Raw genomic sequence first — 19,079 nt, 5'->3', positions numbered from 1 at the left:
TAACTTACCAATAAACCATTGGTGTGTTTGTCAAGAGCGATTGCGCAGCCTTTCCACCTAATAACTGGCAGAGAGCTTAAACTTCTAGGTAGTTTTCATAGAACTTTTGACACTACCTAAAAATTATCGAAGATGTAGGTTTTATTATCTATTTTTCCATACTGATTAATGCCTTGGAAAGTAATTTTTACGTGCGCTTTTTGGGAACCCACCCTCCGATTATCATTGAGGGTTCCTTCCATAGTGGAAATAAAAGCTTATCATCGGCAGGCTTTACATGTTTCAAATATTCTCTTACTCATCCAATTTCACATCAATCTTTTGAAATAAAAGTTGAGTTTCCAGTAGATATCTTATCTTTCATACCTAGATTGATAGTTCACAGTATCTATGACAATTTTCATATTTGCATAGATACGGTTCTTTTTTACCGTTTTTCTGTGTTCACCAAATATTTACTTTATTTTCACATTCCTTTTACGTAAGCCTGTTAGCTTGTATATAGATAGACAACACCAATGAACTGACTCAAAAATTATGGGGAGGGAATATCAATGACCGAAAACAAAGAGTTTAAAAGTATGAACCGTCGTGATTTTCTAAAAGTTGGAGGAATGAGTACAGTTGCATTATCTTTAGGAACTACTGGGTTACTATCTGTAGGGAATGCCACAACAAGTCAAGCGAAAGGAAATCCTACATCTGGATTTGGTGGTTATGGAGATTTAGTTCCGGATCCAAATGGAATTCTCGATTTACCTAGAGGGTTTCATTACAAAATTATTTCCAGACAAGGCGAACTGATGACAGATGGAACCCCAATTCCTGGAGCATTTGATGGGATGGCTGCATTTGAAGGACCAAACAACACAACTGTTCTTGTTCGTAACCATGAATTGAGTACAGGCAAAGCATTTGGAAAGAACCCTTATGATGCCAATGCTCAAGGTGGTACATCAGCTCTAGTTGTAGGTTCTAATCGTGAAGTAGTTAAAGAATATGTTACCTCTTCAGGTACAATCCGAAATTGTGCTGGTGGAGCGACTCCTTGGGGTACATGGTTAACTTGTGAAGAAACACGTAGTTCCACACACGGCTATGTGTTTGAAGTAGACCCACAGCAACCGGAAAACGACTTGTCCAAAACTCCAATCAAGGAAATGGGACGCTTTTCTCACGAAGCTTGTGCGATCGATCCTTCAACAGGATATGTTTATTTAACCGAGGATGCAAATCCAAGTTACCTTTACCGTTTTATTCCTAATGACTTAAGCCAAAAAACAGGTTCGTTACAAAAGGGCGGTACTCTATATGCAGCGGCAATTGAAGCTGTAACAGATCCATCAGCAAGCACATTTAAAACAGGACAAACATTTAAGCTAGTTTGGAAGAAAGTAGATCCTCATTTATGTCGCGAGGATGCTAAGGCACAAAACTGCATTGAATTCAGTAGACTTGAGGGTGCGTTCTTCCAAGAGGGTGTTTTCTGGTTTGATGACACCTCTGCCGGTGACAAAAAACTTGGACGTGTTTATCGTTATGTGCCTCATACTAATACATTGGAGCTTTTCTATGAAGGAAACGATGCTCAGTATATGGAATATCCAGATAATATCTGCTGTACTCCTTGGGGTGACCTTTGGTTTGTTGAAGATGGTAGCGGACAAGATCGCATCATGGGAATTACTCCAGAAGGAAAAGTTTATCCTTTTGCTGCAAACAGTTTAAATACTAGTGAATTTGCCGGTCCAATTTTCTCACCAGATGGAAAAACGCTATTTGTCAATATTCAAAGTCCAGGTATAACCTTTGCCATTTGGGGACCGTTCCCACGCAGAAACTCTGCGCGCGCTAGAGAAATGTCCTATTCTGCTCCTGCGAATCTTGCACCGAAAATTGCAGAAAAAACTGCTAAGGTTGCCGAAGCACAAGGTATGTCTGTTCTAGAAGCAGCAGCATTTGAGCGCCACGGAATAAAATTAAATTAATGATCATTGGAGGAAGATAAATGCTACAAAATATTGGAATTCCCGGCTTAATTCTTATTTTAGTCATTGCGCTAATTATTTTCGGCCCTTCAAAACTCCCTGAGATCGGACGAGCTTTTGGTTCAACTCTTAAGGAATTTAAAAAAGCCACAAATGATCTAGTTAACGGTGATAATAAGGAAAATGATAAAACAGATGAAAACTCAAAGATACAAGCTGTTGAGCGACCTACTAGTAAAACAGGTAGTTAATTAACTAAGCTATGTTAAAGCTTAATGTTGATTTTTAGCAAATTGTTGATTGGAGTGAAAGGCGTGAGACTCCTGCGGGAGAAGCGTGTCAACGGGAGACCCCACAGGCGTTAGCGCCGAGGAGGCTCCCGGACCTAGGAAAAAAGGTACTTTTTTCCCGGGAAAGCGAATGCCTGTAACGGAAATCAACAACAAAGTTTAACTGAGCCATTAACTAAAAGAAATAAGCAGGTCAAAAGCCTGCTTATTTCTTTAACATTTACATAAATCAGGAGCTTTTTGAAAGGAGTTGTTTAACGTGGATTTAACTGAAAAAAATGTCATTGATCATTTAAGTGAGTTAAGAAAAAGAGTAATCATTACTTTGGCTTCCTTTCTCCTATTTCTTATTATTTCTTTCCTTTTTGTTCAAGATATCCATCAATTCTTAGTTAAAGATTTAAATGATAAGCTAGCTGTGTTAGGTCCTGGTGATATTCTTTGGGTTTACATGGCTATTGCAGGAATTAGCGCCATTACATTTACCATTCCTATTGCTGCCTTACAAACTTGGCTTTTTGTTAAACCTGGTCTTAGAAAAGAAGAGCAAAAAGTGACATTAGCTTTTATTCCCGGAATTTTCATTTTGTTCCTTTCAGGAATTTCATTCGGCTATTTTATGCTATTCCCAATCGTTTTATCCTTTCTCCAAACACTTGCAGGTGATCAATTCGAAACATTTTTCACCGTGGATAAATACTTTAGATTCATGATTAATCTTACATTGCCCTTTGGCTTTTTATTTGAGATGCCTGCGATCATCATGTTTTTAACAAGGCTCGGGATCATTAATCCACAGAGGCTTGCAAAATCAAGAAAAATCTCTTATTTTTTCTTAATCGTGATATCTGTACTAATTACTCCTCCAGATTTTATATCTGATATTCTGGTTATCGTACCGTTAGTTTTGCTATATGAAATTAGTATTACATTATCAAAAGTAGTTTATCGGAAAAAACTCACTCTTGAATCCCGTCATGCCGTTCAGTAAGAATAGAGATACATATAAAAAAGTGCAAGCACTTGGTCACCACCACACAAATTGGTGTAGCATCGACTAAAGAAAACGATACAAGGTATAAGCTAACAAACCGATTTTTCTTAATCGTATGGAGATGATCTGAGGTTTGATAAGCTATAAGCATAAGACTTCTTTGTAAAAAGTCATACTGTTGGAGCTAGACACTAAAACTAAGTAAAACTTTTATGCTTTCTTACCTCATAAAAAAACAACCGAGAGATGTTATTCCTCTGTTCATAACATTTTAACAACTTTATTTTGTTTATCCTTTATATTATATAAAGTAAATTTAATAAAAAAATCACCCTTGGCAGCAACGTATCTGCCAAAGGTGATTTTATATTAACTATTTCAACTGCTTATTATTTATTTCTACGAACATTTTCAGGATACGTATGTGTATTTAATGAATTGTTATACGTAAATTTATCATATACAGTATCTTCACGCTCTTCTTCTGCTTCCACTAATACAACAATATGACCTTTGTTTAGATGATCTTCATATTCTTGTGCATGTTTTTCAGGAATACCTGCACCAGTTAGGGCACCAACTAAACCACCACCACCAGCACCAATGGCCATACCGCTTAATGTTGTTGCTAATGGTCCTGCAGCTGCAAGAACACCAATACCAGGAATAGCTAACAAGCCAATCTCAGCAATTAGACCTGCAATACCGCCAAGAACACCACCTGTTCCTGCACCAATACCGAAGCCTTTTCCTGCATTCTTGCCTCGTCCACTGCTTGTCTCTGAAACATCATTGTTTGTTTCATGTTGAATACTTTTCACATCATCTCGATCTTTAGCAAAAATCGAAATATCATTCTTTTCGTATCCCAAATCATGAAGGGCTTCAATTGCACGAACCGCTTCATCTTGGTTTCTAAATACTCCACCAATAATTGTCGTTTTCATCAAGATCCCTCCTATTATTTGTGTACACTTGGTTATTTCCCTATGTGAGTTTAGCTAAACATTTTTTTATTACTGTTCAGAAGGTTCTTCATCTAGATCTGGTTCTTCTTCATCCATTCCAGCATTTCCTTCCTCTTCAGGTGCTTCCTCATCTAAACTAGGTCCTTCTTCATCCATTCCAGCATTTCCTTCCTCTTCAGATGGCTCCTCATCTAAATCAGGTTCTTCCTCATCCATTCCAGCATTTCCTTCCTCATCCATCATCTCTTCATCCTCTAAGATTGTTTCATCCTCAGAAGTATCCTCAGCACAACCTGTTAATAGAATTCCTGCTGCTAATGGTAATACGGCAAATAGATTTTGTTTTTTCATTCTTACCACTCCTTCTTTTGTTTGATATTCTGCTTGTTCCCCACATGTATTTGTTATTAAACATTTTTTAGATGAATCAACATTGTGATTTCAGCTTTTCTACATGACGAAATTCAAAAAGACTTGGATAGCAATATCCAAGTCTAGTACTATAAAACTATTCTGTAAAATTTTTTCCTAAATCATAATTAAAGCATCCTGTGTTCCGTTTTCTTAACTCCATGATTAAGGTGATAAAGGATGAAAAATAACAAATTTTTCGAAAAAAAGTTACCTTTCGCGATACCAAGTGATCAGCTCTTTCTCTATTAGGGGTCGCGAGAAATAGTATCCTTGTATATGAAGTGCTTCAGAAACGGATGTGATGAAATTCATTTGTTCTTTTGTTTCTACTCCTTCTATGACAACTTTAAGATGTAGAGAGTGGCAAAGGGTGATGATCGCTCTTAACACATCTGAATCTTTTTCAGATAAAGGAACATCATCGACAAAAGATTTATCAATTTTAATCGTTGAAATTGGAATTCTTTTAAGATAAGACAAAGAAGATAAACCTGTACCAAAGTCATCCAAAGCAACAGATAACCCCATACCTCTTAACTTTTCAACTGCTGAAATGGCATTTTCAATATCATGAATCACACTTGTCTCTGTTATTTCTAACTCGATCATATGACTATTAACACTGTATTCAGATAACTTTTCGGAAATAACATGTAATAATCTAGGAGATGTAACATAAGCACCAGGGATATTAATGGAAACTTGATACATAGGTATTGATTGCTTATTCCATATGGATATCTGTTTAAATACTTCTTGAATAACCCAGTCTGTAACATCAAAGATTTTTCCATTATCCTCAAGCACTGGTATAAAAATTCCCGGTGAAATCATTCCTTGTTCTGGATGTTTCCAACGTAATAATGCCTCTAAGCCAGTAACATTCATTGACTTTGAACATACCTTCGGCTGATAAGCAATAAATAGTTCATGATTAGTCATCGCTCGATTAATATCTTGAAGTATTTGTCTTTCAAAACTATAAGTATGAATCGAAGGATCATATTCTATCACTTTATGCTGTCGTGCGATTGATGGATGTTGAAGAACGGCCATCGTATTAGTAAATAACTCTTTTACATCTTTTTCTCCACTTAAATAGTCAACTGAACAAACCACATGGACCGGGATTGAATTTTCTTCAACAATAATTGGCTTCTTTAGCAATGATAGTATATTTTCCAGTGCTTCTTTCACTTTTTCATTAGTAGATTCCTCAAGGGTAAGTAATGCAAAACGATTGGCTTCTATACGATATAAAGTTGCAGATGATGGTTTTTGACTATGAATAATATCTCTTATTGCCCTTATAATCTCATCTCCCACTGTATAGCCGTGAGCACTAATTAAATTTTCCAGATTATGAAGTTGAAAAATCGCTAAGCTACCACTTCTATTGGTGTTATTATTAATACTAGCCTCAAATTGCCTTTGATTAGGTAACAAAGTTAAAGCATCGAAGTGATGTAAGCGATAATCTACATATCGATCTAATAAGCTAGTTAAAGCAGAAATGAGCAATAAGATAAAAATTCCGATACTTACAACAGTGATGAGTAACGTCATGTCCATTTGGTGAAAGGTATGAGTATGGATATCAACAGATTTTTCTACATAAAAGTCAACAGCCATCATACCTGTATAGTGCATACTTGAAATTCCGAGTCCCATGATGATTGACGTAATAACCTTTATATATTGATTTCCCATGAATTTTTTTGAATTCGAAAAAATAAACAACGCTACATATGACACCACGATAGCGATGAAAATCGATAATAAAAACACCCATGGATTGTAGATGTATTCAGATTCCATCTTCATCGCAGCCATGCCAATATAGTGCATAGATGAAATACCAATCCCCATCGTTATTCCAGCTAGGAGATATGGCAAATGATTGCGATTTGCACGGTTGGCAATATAAAAAGCTAAAAACGAAGCAAGTATTGCAGGTAAAGCTGATATTGCTGTTAATATTGGGTCATATTCCATTGAAATTGGTAGAGCAAGCGCACTCATACCAACAAAATGCATCGACCATATGCCTAATCCCATCGCTATCGAGGAAAGGGCTAACCAAAAATAATTATGAAAAAAACTATTTTGTTGAATTCGTTGATTGAGAGAAAGTGCCGTATAAGAAGCACAGCAAGCAATGATAACCGAAAGCACGACAATGGAAGAGGAATATTCCCCACTTAGTAGGATTAAATCTTGTGTGTTTGACATAGTAGTAACAACCTCATAACGTAATAATATTTATAATACTTATATCGGCACAAATTCTCTTATCTCTAGTACACCATTTACTTTACACTAAAAAATACCTACCAAATCCGTTTTAAATCGGATTTGGTAGGTACTTTGCTCAACCTTTTAATGGAATTTTAACACGTACATGGTATTCTTCTTCAGAAGGTTTCAAATCTTTGAGTATACCATCTTCCACAAATTCATTATTCACATACACTTCTATTTTCCTAACATTTTCATCCCGTTTCATATCAATTTGTAGCTCTGCTCCTCTAAATGTTCGTTTTACAGAAGCTTCTTGCCAGTCAGAAGGTAGTTGTGGATTAATCTTAAGTCCTTCTTTTTGCCCCTTTATACCAAATAACCCATCTACCAAACAGCGATAAACCCATGAAACGGTGCCAGTATTAAACAAGTGACTTGAACGTCCAGCTGTGCGTGGGATTTGTTTATACGCACCTCGGTAATAATTTGGAATAAACACAGGCAATTGACCTCTTTGAAGAATGTCATCCAAATCTGGACCCGGAATCATTTTACGCAGCAAACGGTAGGCGTTTTCTGTTTCTCCTACTGAGTAAAGGGAGTAGATATAAAAAACTGCCGCATGATTATAAACTGAGCCATTTTCTGCAGATCCTGGATGTTTTTGTGTAACCCGTCCAACATCCTCTCTCATAGCTGTATAAGATGGCCCCAGCATTTCAACTCCATATGGTGACTCTAATTGTTCAGCAACGCTATCTAATAGTCTTTGTTTTTTTGTTTCATCTGCAGCTCCACTTAAAAGTGCCCACCCTTGAGAGTTAAGGAAAATGCGTCCTTCTTTATCTTTACTAATACCAAATACTACATTGTCATCTGTAATACCTCGTGCGTACCACTCGCCATCCCACAGATACTTATTAATCACTTCATTTGTTATATCTGCTTGCTGTCTAAATTCATCACTCATTGAGATCTGGCCATTTTTTTCACAAATATCAGCCCAAATTAGAAAAGCATATGCTGAAGCTGTTGTTAGCCAGCCGGATACACCCTTCCCTTTGTAGCCAACCATATTCATAGGATCACACCAATCTCCTTGATTGATATAATTTAGACCTCGTTCATCTCTATCATTAATCAACCAATACATCGCTCGGTTAATATGTTCAGAAACGGTTGCCGCTTCTTCTGCTTCATCAGCAAATGGAACAATTTCTTCAAGGATGGCATAATCACTTGTTTCATCTAAATATGTACTCAAGCAAATAGGCAACCAAACACAATGATCTGTATGTGGTACTTGATTGATATACTTTAACTCTGCATCTTTGTGTAAAATGATCCCATCCGGCATTTCTCCACTTGCTTTTTGCTGACTTAATGCCAAAAGAAAAGCATCTCTAGCAATCTGTGGTTTAATATAGCTCATGCCCATATTATCTTGAAGGTAGTTCCGCGTTTGTGGATCAGTTGATAAACGATTTGTACTACCATGATAATACATTTGACGAGGTAGCCAAGTATTTACAAAATTATCGAAATCAGCATCTGGAGTTTTAATTTGAATACAGCCTTTACCTTCTTCTATATACTTTGCATATTCTGATAGGGCTAAATCAAATCCAGTAAGGAAACCGGTTTCCGTTTTAATTAAAAAATAACGTTCTCGTATGTTCGCAATCTCTTCCTCTGTTTTAGCTGCTCCAAATAAAAATCTGTATTCCTTCTCTTCATCTTGATTCATTTCCAATTTGTATTGGAATACAGCAACAGGCATTTCATAACGAGAATCCCCTTTTTCTAATTCAGCCAGTTGTATTGCTGATGGTAAGGTAATTCCACCTTCACCTTCAAAAGCTTCTTGATTAACTTCCCATGAAAATGGTTCATGATCGCCTAATAAAAATGTTTTATCTTTTAAGTTTTTAATTTTTTCATAATCTTGATATTTTTGATAAGGTGTTATGGCAGAACAAACAATCCCTTGTAAATCCTTCTTATATTCACCTGATTGATTCATCCATGACATGTATCCAACTGTAAAATATGGGTATATACTCAGTTTTCTCTTTCTTTTCGAAGTATTCTTTACCTTCACTTTCCAAAGCTCAATTGCTTCATCTTTAGGTAAACTCAATGTCATTTCAATGACTATTCCTTGATGCTCAACCTTCCAGACAATATCATGTTTCCCTACAGAAAAAGTATAGTTATCAGGAAGAACACGAACAGGTTCATATGGCGCTGAAAACACTTCACCTGTTTCTTCATCCTTTACAAAAACAAAACGCCCTGGATGATGAGCATAATATGGCTGTTCAGGCTGCATAAATGTTTTCGCTTCCAAATTAGGTGCATACGAATATTTCGCAGGCTCTGGCTGCATAAACTGTGCAACTGCATAACCACGACAATTCACATGAATCATCATTTTGTCATTCCATAAAAACCCTGAAGCCTTTGGCATACTAGTAGGACTAGTTAGCTCATAATACTCGTTATTTTCTGACGCTCTTATCATCTTAATCCCCTCTTTCTTTAGCAATCTACGATAAAGATATACTTATGATTATATGCTTGAACAAGTTTAGTATATCAAAAACCAATCCATTAATTGATATATTTTAGAAATTTATAGAAAAAAATAAACCGGTTTCAATAGATAGAACTTCAACCATTGTTTTGTATAAATTGTCTAGAAATATTTATTACTTTGAGCTCTTCCTTAATTTTTCTAAAACAACGATCTCAGAGAAACCAGCTCTTTCCACAAAAAAATAGGACCTCACGAAGTTAGTAGAAGAACATTTATCTTCTTACATCATGCAGGTCCTATTCATTTCGTTTTATTTTCCAAACCTTTTTCGATATCCACATTTACGACAAAGCTCTTCTACTGCTACCCTTTGAGAAAATCCATCGACAAGGTTCTTCGCACGCTCTCCCTCAATTATATCTGAAAAAGAAGCATCATTAATATTTCCAAGGTTGATGACTCCTTCTCCATCTAAACAACAAGGAATAACCGTTCCATTTGCCAAAATACCCGCTTGATTTCGAAGACCATAACAAAATCCTTTTCCGTCATCTTCTTCTTCATGTAATGCAGGCCACTGAAACTCAATATCTTGGTTAATAAAGATACGTTCTGCAACCTTCACTCCACTACCAGGAACAACTTTTTCTTCAATTTTATAATCCAAATCAAATTCTTTCTCAATAATCTCAAGAACCTCACGATTTTGCTCTTTGACAACATTCTCACTATTATCTTCAGTTAGATTCCATAATCTTAGCGATACAATTAAATTTGATTGACTTGTTGCTTCTTTTATAAAAGAAAGCACACTTGTCACATACCCTAGCTTATCCTTCGAACCTGCATGTCCATCAAAACTATGCAATGAAAAATTCATTTGTCTAAGTGCAGGCTTATTTAATAACTTATGCTTATTTTTGTTTATTAACGTTCCATTTGTCGTAATGTTAACTTTGAATCCCTTTTCATGTGCTATATCTAATAACTTATCTATTTTAGGATGAAGCAACGGCTCACCTTTTACATGCAAATAAATAAAATCTGTATGGTGTTTTATTTGATCCAACCTCTTAGTAAAATCCTCAATCGAAATAAATTGTTTTACCCGCTCTGTCGGTGGACAAAAGCTACACGCAAGATTACAAATACTCGTAATCTCAACATAAAATTTCTTAAACTTTTTCAACTGCATTATCCTCACTTCTCTCACAACTTAGAACAAAACATCTAAATGCTCCCTCTCTATTGAAGCATAATTTCCCTAGAATGCAAACATCCTTATTTTAGTATGTCGCTTTATCTCTTTAAAGAACTTGGGAACAGTCCCGAAATTTAAATTTTTTTAAAATCACACGCTACTCTTACTCCTCATTCTCCCTATATAGAAATTAAGAGTTATTCATTTTTTTAATGGGGGAATTAACGTGGAAAAGTTTAATTATGAAAGTATTCGAAGCTATCAATCTTTTAATACAATTGAGGAAATGGATCAAGCTGTTCGTGGGTTTTTATATCAAAATAAAGCAGCACTTTCTGAAGGAACTCTGAGTGTTTTAAAATTCATCTGGAAACATTCTCTGAAAGTAGTTGGTGTTTCATTTGCAAAGCACGACACCATTGCAGAGGCAGTACAGCTTAGTAGAAGAACCGTTATCCGTGCGGTTAAAAAACTAGAGGACCTTGGAATAATAAAGAAAATTCCCACTGCAAGAATGAATGGTAAACAAGGTGTGAATATCCTAGTTCTTCAACCATTTGAAGAAATTGATCATCAATTAAATAAGATGTCACCCCAGGATGTCACTGTATCTGTCACACCTATTAAAGCAAGAAATAAACAAAGCTCACTCTGTGAGAAAAATAATAATAAACCTAATAACGTAAGAAACTCGGAAAATAGTACTTCTTCAACAACAAGAAAATCTGCTTCAACCCAACCACTACAACTTGATATAAGTATCGAAGCTAATACTGCTTGGAAAATGGATACAAGCTTTATCCCTGCTTCTGTGAACAAGGAATTCGTCCAAGCAACACAACCATACTTAAACGCAATCGAGATCTATAAACTATGGAACCGTGTTTTAATTGCCTATAACAAAGTGAACCTAAAATGCGAGCTACATGACGTGATGGAACTTGTTATTAACGCCTTTAAACAAACGATCTTTAGGAAAAAAATGAATATGATTACTTCAACATTTGAAGGCTACTTCTATCGTGTCGTTTATAAAATGCTAACTGAAGAAAAGCAAAAAGAAAGAACAATGCCTAGTTGGCTATATGACTTTATTGGGGATGGGGATTGATGGTTTGTGTGCGTGGAACTTCTTTGTGAAACAAGAAAAACCGGGTGGTGACAGGCACCCAAAATCGATTTTTCTATTATGCTTGTTCTTATTCTTTTTCCTATAATAGAATATAGTGGAAGTTACTAATAAAGAAAAGGTGTGGATTATGTTATATAAAACTCGTTCTGAATCTACTGAATTACTTACCTTACAGGTTTTAAATAACCGAATGAATTTATCTGAAAAAGACAAATCATACTTTCTTAATCTTAAAAAGGGTTATGAAGGAGAAATGACATTTGATTCTTTAACAGATAAACTCGAATTGGATTGTCTTATTCTAAATGATTTATTACTTAAACAAAATAACACATCATTTCAAATTGACTCACTTCTCATAACCCCGGACTCTATCTACTTATTCGAAGTAAAGAATTTTGAAGGTGATTTTTATTATGAACATGACAGATTATATAAGAAGCCTAAAACTGAAATTAATAATCCTTTAACCCAGTTAAGTAGATCTGATTCACTATTACGTCAATTACTCCAAAGTTATGGATATCATATCCCTATTAAAGCACACGTTATTTTTATTAACCCTAAATTCACCTTATATCAAGCACCACTTACTGACTCTTATATCCTCCCAACTCAGATTAATAAATATCTTACTAAATTAAATTCCTTACATTCTATGAAAATAAATCAAAAACAACTGAAGCTAGCCGAGAAAATAGGATCACTTCACATAGTTGATTCTCCTTTTAAAAACATACCTTCTTACGATTTCGCACAGCTTCAAAAAGGAATCACATGTATCAAGTGTCATTTCTTTTTAACCTCTGGCGGTGCCAGAATTCATAAATTTCATTGTTCTGAATGCGGAAGTCATGAAGCTATTAAAGATGCAGTCATTCGAAGTGTACATGAATTCAAACTGCTTTTTCCTAATCATAAAATTACTACAAATTCAATCCACGAGTGGTGTCAAGTTATTGAATCTAAAAAAAGGATTTCGAGAATTTTAAAGAGTTATTTTAAATCTAGAGGAGAAAAACAGTGGACTTTTTATGAATAAATCTTTTTGAGATTTAGAAATTTAGATTGTGGGAGAGTATAGTTTGTTGGTATTCATTCATTGATGATGAATGAATACCTTTTTTCTTGGTTTATGCTTGCTTATAGGCTTTATTCGGTCGATGACGAACTTTTCACTTTGTCTTGCACTTGCTTTTGTCCCTCATTCAGTCGATGACGGACTTTTCATTTAGTCTTGCACTTGCTTTTGTCCCTCATTCGGTCGATGACGGACTTTTCATTTGCACTTGCGCTTGCTTTTGTCCTTCATTCAGTCGATGACGGACTTTTCATTTGCACTTGCGCTTGCTTTTGTCCTTCATTCAGTCGATGACGGTCTTTTCACTTGGTCTTGTTCTTGCTTTTGTCCCTCATTCGGTCGATGACGGACTTTTCATTTGCACTTGCACTTGCTTTTGTCCTTCATTCAGTCGATGACGGACTTTTCATTTGCACTTGCGCTTGCTTTTGTCCTTCATTCAGTCGATGATAGACTTTCAATAACTCACACAGTCTACTTATGGTCTTCCTCGATCTAATATCTTAATATCCCCATACTTTCCTCCCGAAATAACCAAACAAAGAAGACCCATCACTAAGATAAGTCTCCTGCATACAAATTTCCCTATTATCTTGCTAACTGATAAATCCTCTCCACATCATCAGCATGTAGCTTCACAAAGTTACCTAATGGCCATCTTTCTGTTGCTTTTTTCGCCATTTCTGTGAAGTGTTCGTCATTGATGTCTACTTCTTTTAATGATACTGGCATACCAATGGAGCTGAAGAATTGTTCTAGCTTCTTAATTCCAGCTAACGCTGTTTTTTCAGGGTTATTTAGATCAATTTCTACATCCCAAACTCGGTTAGCAAATTGAACGAAACGGTTAATATCATGCTTGTACACATATTTCATCCAAGCTGGGAAAATAATGGCTAATCCTGCTCCATGAGCAATATCATATATGCCACTTATTTCATGCTCAATATCATGACTTGCCCAGTCACCAATTCGACCAGTGTCCAATAAATCATTGTGTGCGATCGTTCCTGCCCACATAATTTCTGCTCTTGCATCATAATTCGTTGGCTCTTCAATCACTGTGTGAGCATTATTGATAATTGTCTTTAACGTTGCTTCACATAAACGATCTGTTAACTCTACATTTTTTTCATTTGTGAAATATCTCTCTAAAATATGAGCCATCATATCTGTTACACCACAAGCAGTTTGATAAGAAGGCAAAGTATATGTAAGGACTGGATTTAGGATCGCAAACTGTGGTCTCATCAGTAAAGAACCAGTTGCTCTCTTATAATCCCCATCTTCATTCGTGATCACTGTTCCAGCACTTGATTCACTTCCAGCAGCAGGAATGGTTAATACAACACCGATTGGTAAGCATTCTGTGACCCCAGCCTTCCCTGTAAAGAAGTCCCATACATCACCATCATATTTCGCTCCAGCAGCAATCGCTTTCGCCGAATCAATCACACTTCCTCCACCTACAGCTAAAATGAAGTCGATGTTATTTTCCTTACAAAGAGTAACACCTTCCCTGACTAAACTAACTCTAGGGTTTGGCTTTACTCCACCTAACTCATATACCTCAACATTTTGCTTTTTTAGCGAATTCAATACCGTATCATACAATCCGCTTTCCTTAATACTTCCTCCACCATAATGTAAAAGAAGCTTTTTCCCATAAACAACAGACTCTTCTCCAACAACTTGCTCTTTATCCTTACCAAAAATAATTTTTGTTTTATTATCAAATGTGAAATTTTGCATAAATTTCTCCTCCTGTCTAAACTCTATATTAATATTTATTAGTGAATGAAAGCAATTACATTGCATTAGCCTTTGTATTTTTGCTGTGAAACATTCGTGAAACAAGAAAAACCGGGCGGTGCCTGTCACCACCCGGTTTTTCTTTCACAATTGATCCAATGCCTGCTCCAGATCTCCCCAAATATCCTCCCATGCTTCTAGACCAACAGATAGTCGAAGTAATTCATTTGTTATTCCCATCTGTTTGCGCGTTTCTTCTGGAACGACAGCATGTGTCATTGAAGCTGGGTGCTGGATAAGAGTTTCTGCATCTCCGAGACTAACGGCGATCTGAATTAACTCCAGGTGATCAGCAAATTTGACGGCATCTTCATATGAGCCAGTCACTTCAAAGGAAATAAGTCCACCACCTTTTTTCATTTGCTTTTTCGCTATTTGATAATCAGGATGTGTTATATCTCCAGGATAGTAAACTGATTTAACCTTTGCATGATTCCTCAGCTTTTCAACGATCTTTTCTGCATTTTCGCAATGTCGATCCATCCTAACTCCCAATGTTTTCAGCCCTCTAAGTAATAACCATGCATCAAACGGAGAAATCACTCCTCCGATATCCTTCTGTGTAGTTTTCTTTAAGTAACGAATCGTGTCTGCTTCACCAGCAACAATTCCTGCGATCACATCTCCATGACCTCCGATGTATTTTGTTGCACTATGGATGACAAGGTCACAGCCTATTATTAGAGGTTTTTGCAAATATGGTGTTAAAAAAGTATTATCAACAACAACCTTGATGCCCTTTTCTTTCGCAATTTTTGTAACTAGTTCTAAATCAATTATTTTCATAGTAGGATTAATGGGTGTTTCGATATAAATACATGACGTATTTTCTCGAATACCTGAAAGAATTTCATCAGATGTTGATAAATTTGAAAGGGAATGCTGTATCGAATATTTTTCTTGAAGCATTTGTAGCAAGCCAAATGTACATCCGTATAGCCCTTTTGAACACAAAATATGATCGTTAGCTTTGGTTAATCCAATTAACACAGCTGATACAGCAGCCATACCAGATCCAAACGCGAGCGCTGCTTCTCCCTCCTCGAGCTGAGCCATTCTTTCTTCTAAAATTGTTACAGTTGGATTTGAAAGTCTTGAATAAATATAGCCATCTTCTACACCTGCAAATCGATTTGCACCTTGTTGAATAGAGGAAAAAGTAAATGTGGAGGTTTGATAAATAGGTGGGGTTAAACTGTCATTATGATTTTTTGCATCATAGCCAGAATGTATTGACTTTGTTTCAAAGCGATAATTACTTTCCTTTTTCATGAAAATCCCCCTTATACAAGCTTGTATAATACTTGTTGTATAATATGATATTTTCTCTATAACTTATTCGTCACTTGGTACATGATATTTTTCTAAGTAACTCATAAATTGAGAGTCTTACTTTCTATAAAATATATTTTCCTATATAATGGTAATTAGTATTCTGAAATTCAGTTTTTCTATTTGAAGGGAGCCCAAACATGAGCCAGGCACTTTTTTCTGAATTAACAATTATTCGTAATGTCACGATTCGAATTGCAAATGAGTTATCACAGAATCAAATTGAAAAAACACCCGAAGGATTTCCACATAATATCCATTGGAATCTGGGTCATATTTATGTAATCAGTGAAAGGTTTTACTCTAGAATCACGAATACTTCTCCTCACTTCCCTGATAATATTGATACCTATTTCATTCCTGGAACCGCTCCAACAACATGGGATGCTGCTGTTCCAAGTGTAGAAGCAATTGTTCAATTATTAGAAAATCAGTTAAAACGTTATGTAGAGATTGACTCAAGTAATCTAGATGAAAAAGTGCAAGAACCTTATACAACTTCCACTGGTTTCACATTAAGTACTCCACACGAATTTATTCGATTTGGTTTCTATCATGAAGGAATGCATATTGGGATGATGAAATCGATTTTGAAGTTGGTTTAGAGGGAATAATTGTAGTTTAAGCATCAGTTTAATTTCTCAAATAAAGAAGCCTGTTCCATCTCATGAATTGTCATCTCGACACTAACATGAGAAGAAACAAGCTTTTTTTAGTTTCTGTGGAACAAGTTGTGAAACAAGAAAAACCGGGCGGTGACAGGCACCCCTACCATTTCTCCGCTAGCATTCTAGCTAATTCATCATCCGAATAAGGATTCCGATGGGTGTTTTCTAGGTAAATGTGTTTTTCTGTTTCTGGCATGAGGTATTCTTTGTACCATAGGAAGAAGTCGGGGCTATCTCCTTGCATCCTTAGGAATTTTCTTAGAGCTTCCAGCGAATAGATGGTGCTTTCAATGTTTGTTAACCAATCTGCTCGGTAGAAGTTTTTCCATTTACCATGCTCAGACTTCTTTAATGCAACCTGGCCTTCCTTGTAAGACCAAATAGATTGTGAAGCCTGAACAAAAGCACGGGGAGAGTCATTTTGGGTGAAGGTTAAATAAGATTCACATAATGAAATAAATCCTTTACAACCTGAAACATGGATTGTCACTTGTAGAATGAATTGATCTAAAAACCTTTGTTGATCTTCTTTTGATAGTTTAGCAGAAAGCTGTTGGCAATCTTCCAATAATTCCTCCCAGCCTGGTAAACTGCTTTCACATACATCCAAAAACCATTTCACTTGATCCATAAAAGGAATTTTACCTGTTGCCCAAAAAAGCTTCTCATTTGGAATATTGCTTTTACCTTGGAGCCAATGTCCAAGAATTTTCCGTGCGTTATGATGATAAAATTCTTCACCTGCTTTATCATCAATATTAGGTCCATACTGAATGGACTTTTCAAAAAAGCTATTGTACAGTTTCGTTATTTCATCATGATGTGTTTTATAAAGACGACTGATGAATTTTTGTTGGTGGTCACGAACATCAATACTGCCATTACGCCATAAGTAACTAATAAGATCTAATGGATATAGATGCGGTCGGATATTTCCACTGTTTAATAAAAGATATGATGCAGCATTAGCATGTAAAGCTTTTTCTACTTCTTCCTTTATCAGATCAGGAGGTGAAGGGAACATTGTCAAATGATTTGATGCTTGAAGATCATGAAAAGTAACATGATAGTAAATTCCGTTTTCACCAGTATCACCCTCTTTAGGTAGTGAAGGAATTCGATAGTTTTCATTTCCTTGTCTTCGCGAAACCATTTTGCCATATCCATTATCCGCCCAAATTTTAAGCACACCATCTGGCACTGTGATATGTCCATCTTCATATAACTCAGCTATTTCACCGTAAAGAGCCATGCAACAAACAGGTTGGTCAACGGAGCGCCAAACCATTTCATATTGCCGTGCAACAACCTTGGAAATCATTTCACCCCTTTTTTCAGCGGTATCGAATTCTGGATCATACTGCCAAAATGGTGCATCTCCTTGTCCTCTAAATGAAAGCACCCAAACAATTTTTTCATCTTTTTGTTTCTGAATCGCTTCTTCCCAAAGAGCTTCAAATAGCTCAGGATTTTCTTTGTAGCTTGGTTTTTTACCAGGATAAGCTCGTAAAAACATTTCCGCACCCAAAGGTTCCGCATGATGATGTGTGACCCACAATCCCATCTCTAATGCTAAATCAGCATGAATTCCGTGCTTAGGAAGATCTGTACCAGGTATGACCATATTTCCACCACATCTTAATAAAGCTTCAAATACTGGATACCACACGTCTTTTGCTGGTGGATATTCTTCTTTCCATCCAATTAAGCACACTTCGTCATTCACAAACCACCCACGGTATTTTACCTTTTGCTCAACAGAATCAAATTTCTCTGTATGGATCTGCATTTTTTTTGCTGTTTGAACAGGTAAATCAGCCCAATACCAGAATGGATCTATACCTAAAAATTGTCGGCTATATTCTAGCAATCCATAAATAATCCCCAAATCATCATATCCAATAATGTGCAGAGACCATTTATCGTTATTTTTCACGAAACGAAAACCATAGGCTTCTGGTCTAGTTGGACATTCATCACGATTGGCTACATTTCTTATTACAATTGTTGCTTCGTTCTCAGAATCTACTTTTATCTCAGGTTGTTTCCCAAATACTTTTTTATGATCTCTAACAACCATATCTAGCGCATGCTGCACAGCTTTTGAGATATTTTTTGGTCTAGAAATTATACAGGTATGATCAATAATTACTTGTGAAATCTCACTCATTTTTTTCCTCCTTGAAAAACCAGTTGATAGCGCTATCATTTTTATCCACAAAAATTTATGTACTTCTCCTTATTGTATTGAACTTTCACACAATAATTAATTCGAAAATCAGATAACTTACATTAAAAATCAGGTCTCTTCTCGCTCATACTAAGGTCTTTTTGTAGAACTCAGGGGGAATTTTACTGTTTAGAGGGCAGTGGCATCCATTTTTCTTGGAACAGTACCCTTTTTATCATCTACCTAGCT

14 protein-coding genes are annotated in these 19,079 nt (G+C 36.0%); 6 read left to right on the top strand and 8 right to left on the bottom strand.

All coding sequences use genetic code 11. The features are described from left to right. Positions 1-554: 554 nt before the first annotated feature. The 3 genes from LC076_RS21485 (at position 555) to tatC (ending at position 3,269) form a co-directional block, all read left to right on the top strand. A complete protein-coding gene (locus LC076_RS21485) occupies positions 555-1,988 on the top strand; it encodes an alkaline phosphatase PhoX (RefSeq protein ID WP_226671201.1) in 1,434 nt (477 codons plus the stop codon). A 20-nt stretch (positions 1,989-2,008) separates the two neighbouring features. Then, complete coding sequence (locus LC076_RS21480; RefSeq protein ID WP_146950021.1) at positions 2,009-2,239, top strand: twin-arginine translocase TatA/TatE family subunit; 231 nt, start codon at positions 2,009-2,011, stop codon at positions 2,237-2,239. A 298-nt stretch (positions 2,240-2,537) separates the two neighbouring features. Beyond that, positions 2,538-3,269, top strand: coding sequence for a twin-arginine translocase subunit TatC (gene tatC / locus LC076_RS21475; RefSeq protein ID WP_226671200.1), 732 nt, complete (start codon positions 2,538-2,540; stop codon positions 3,267-3,269). A gap of 392 nt (positions 3,270-3,661) precedes the next feature. On the opposite strand, the gene LC076_RS21470 is transcribed toward tatC, so the two are convergent. The 5 genes from LC076_RS21470 to LC076_RS21450 form a co-directional block, all read right to left on the bottom strand. After that, a complete protein-coding gene (locus LC076_RS21470) occupies positions 3,662-4,219 on the bottom strand; it encodes a general stress protein (RefSeq protein ID WP_226671199.1) in 558 nt (185 codons plus the stop codon). A 69-nt stretch (positions 4,220-4,288) separates the two neighbouring features. Next, positions 4,289-4,591 carry a hypothetical protein gene (locus LC076_RS21465; RefSeq protein WP_226671198.1) on the bottom strand — a complete coding sequence of 101 codons (303 nt, stop codon included), beginning with the start codon at positions 4,589-4,591 and terminating at the stop codon, positions 4,289-4,291. A 270-nt stretch (positions 4,592-4,861) separates the two neighbouring features. Next, positions 4,862-6,886, bottom strand: a complete 2,025-nt coding sequence (locus tag LC076_RS21460) for an EAL domain-containing protein (protein ID WP_226671197.1) — start codon at positions 6,884-6,886, stop codon at positions 4,862-4,864. Positions 6,887-7,025: 139 nt separating this feature from the next. Continuing rightward, positions 7,026-9,419, bottom strand: a complete 2,394-nt coding sequence (locus LC076_RS21455; protein ID WP_226671196.1) for a GH36-type glycosyl hydrolase domain-containing protein — start codon at positions 9,417-9,419, stop codon at positions 7,026-7,028. A gap of 325 nt (positions 9,420-9,744) precedes the next feature. After that, the gene (locus LC076_RS21450) at positions 9,745-10,623 is read right to left on the bottom strand and encodes a radical SAM/SPASM domain-containing protein (protein WP_226671202.1); all 879 of its coding nucleotides are present in this window, start codon (positions 10,621-10,623) and stop codon (positions 9,745-9,747) included. A 238-nt stretch (positions 10,624-10,861) separates the two neighbouring features. On the opposite strand from LC076_RS21450, the gene LC076_RS21445 reads away from it, so the two are divergent. Both LC076_RS21445 and LC076_RS21440 read left to right on the top strand, forming a co-directional pair. Further along, positions 10,862-11,746: a helix-turn-helix domain-containing protein gene (locus tag LC076_RS21445; protein WP_226671195.1), complete on the top strand. Its 885-nt coding sequence runs from the start codon at positions 10,862-10,864 to the stop codon at positions 11,744-11,746. A gap of 148 nt (positions 11,747-11,894) precedes the next feature. Next, a complete protein-coding gene (locus LC076_RS21440; RefSeq protein WP_226671194.1) occupies positions 11,895-12,809 on the top strand; it encodes a nuclease-related domain-containing protein in 915 nt (304 codons plus the stop codon). 627 nt (positions 12,810-13,436) lie between these two features. Here the strand turns inward: LC076_RS21440 and LC076_RS21435 are convergent. Both LC076_RS21435 and megL read right to left on the bottom strand, forming a co-directional pair. Further along, positions 13,437-14,600, bottom strand: coding sequence for an iron-containing alcohol dehydrogenase (locus LC076_RS21435; protein ID WP_226671193.1), 1,164 nt, complete (start codon positions 14,598-14,600; stop codon positions 13,437-13,439). Positions 14,601-14,744: 144 nt separating this feature from the next. Continuing rightward, complete coding sequence (megL, locus tag LC076_RS21430) at positions 14,745-15,932, bottom strand: methionine gamma-lyase (protein ID WP_226671192.1); 1,188 nt, start codon at positions 15,930-15,932, stop codon at positions 14,745-14,747. A 200-nt stretch (positions 15,933-16,132) separates the two neighbouring features. Between megL and LC076_RS21425 the strand changes: the two genes are divergently transcribed. Further along, positions 16,133-16,597 carry a DinB family protein gene (locus LC076_RS21425; RefSeq protein WP_226671191.1) on the top strand — a complete coding sequence of 155 codons (465 nt, stop codon included), beginning with the start codon at positions 16,133-16,135 and terminating at the stop codon, positions 16,595-16,597. A 163-nt stretch (positions 16,598-16,760) separates the two neighbouring features. Here the strand turns inward: LC076_RS21425 and LC076_RS21420 are convergent, their stop codons facing one another. Next, positions 16,761-18,830, bottom strand: coding sequence for a glycosyl hydrolase 115 family protein (locus LC076_RS21420; protein ID WP_226671190.1), 2,070 nt, complete (start codon positions 18,828-18,830; stop codon positions 16,761-16,763). Positions 18,831-19,079: the final 249 nt, after the last annotated feature.

It is taken from the genome of Metabacillus litoralis, from assembly GCF_020524045.1.
In the GTDB taxonomy this organism is placed as follows: Bacteria; Bacillota; Bacilli; order Bacillales; family Bacillaceae; genus Metabacillus; species Metabacillus litoralis_C.
Note: the sequence above shows the minus strand (reverse complement) of the source record. Positions and strands in the feature narration are given on the sequence as shown.

Excerpts from the sequence above, each read along its gene's own strand:
- LC076_RS21485 (WP_226671201.1), top strand. The coding sequence starts at position 555 with ATGACCGAAAACAAAGAGTTTAAAAGTATGAACCGTCGTGATTTTCTA.
- LC076_RS21480 (WP_146950021.1), top strand. The coding sequence starts at position 2,009 with ATGCTACAAAATATTGGAATTCCCGGCTTAATTCTTATTTTAGTCATT.
- LC076_RS21470 (WP_226671199.1), bottom strand. The coding sequence starts at position 4,219 with ATGAAAACGACAATTATTGGTGGAGTATTTAGAAACCAAGATGAAGCG.
- LC076_RS21465 (WP_226671198.1), bottom strand. The coding sequence starts at position 4,591 with ATGAAAAAACAAAATCTATTTGCCGTATTACCATTAGCAGCAGGAATT.
- LC076_RS21460 (WP_226671197.1), bottom strand. The coding sequence starts at position 6,886 with ATGTCAAACACACAAGATTTAATCCTACTAAGTGGGGAATATTCCTCT.
- LC076_RS21455 (WP_226671196.1), bottom strand. The coding sequence starts at position 9,419 with ATGATAAGAGCGTCAGAAAATAACGAGTATTATGAGCTAACTAGTCCT.
- LC076_RS21440 (WP_226671194.1), top strand. The coding sequence starts at position 11,895 with ATGTTATATAAAACTCGTTCTGAATCTACTGAATTACTTACCTTACAG.
- LC076_RS21435 (WP_226671193.1), bottom strand. The coding sequence starts at position 14,600 with ATGCAAAATTTCACATTTGATAATAAAACAAAAATTATTTTTGGTAAG.
- megL (WP_226671192.1), bottom strand. The coding sequence starts at position 15,932 with ATGAAAAAGGAAAGTAATTATCGCTTTGAAACAAAGTCAATACATTCT.
- LC076_RS21425 (WP_226671191.1), top strand. The coding sequence starts at position 16,133 with ATGAGCCAGGCACTTTTTTCTGAATTAACAATTATTCGTAATGTCACG.
- LC076_RS21420 (WP_226671190.1), bottom strand. The coding sequence starts at position 18,830 with ATGAGTGAGATTTCACAAGTAATTATTGATCATACCTGTATAATTTCT.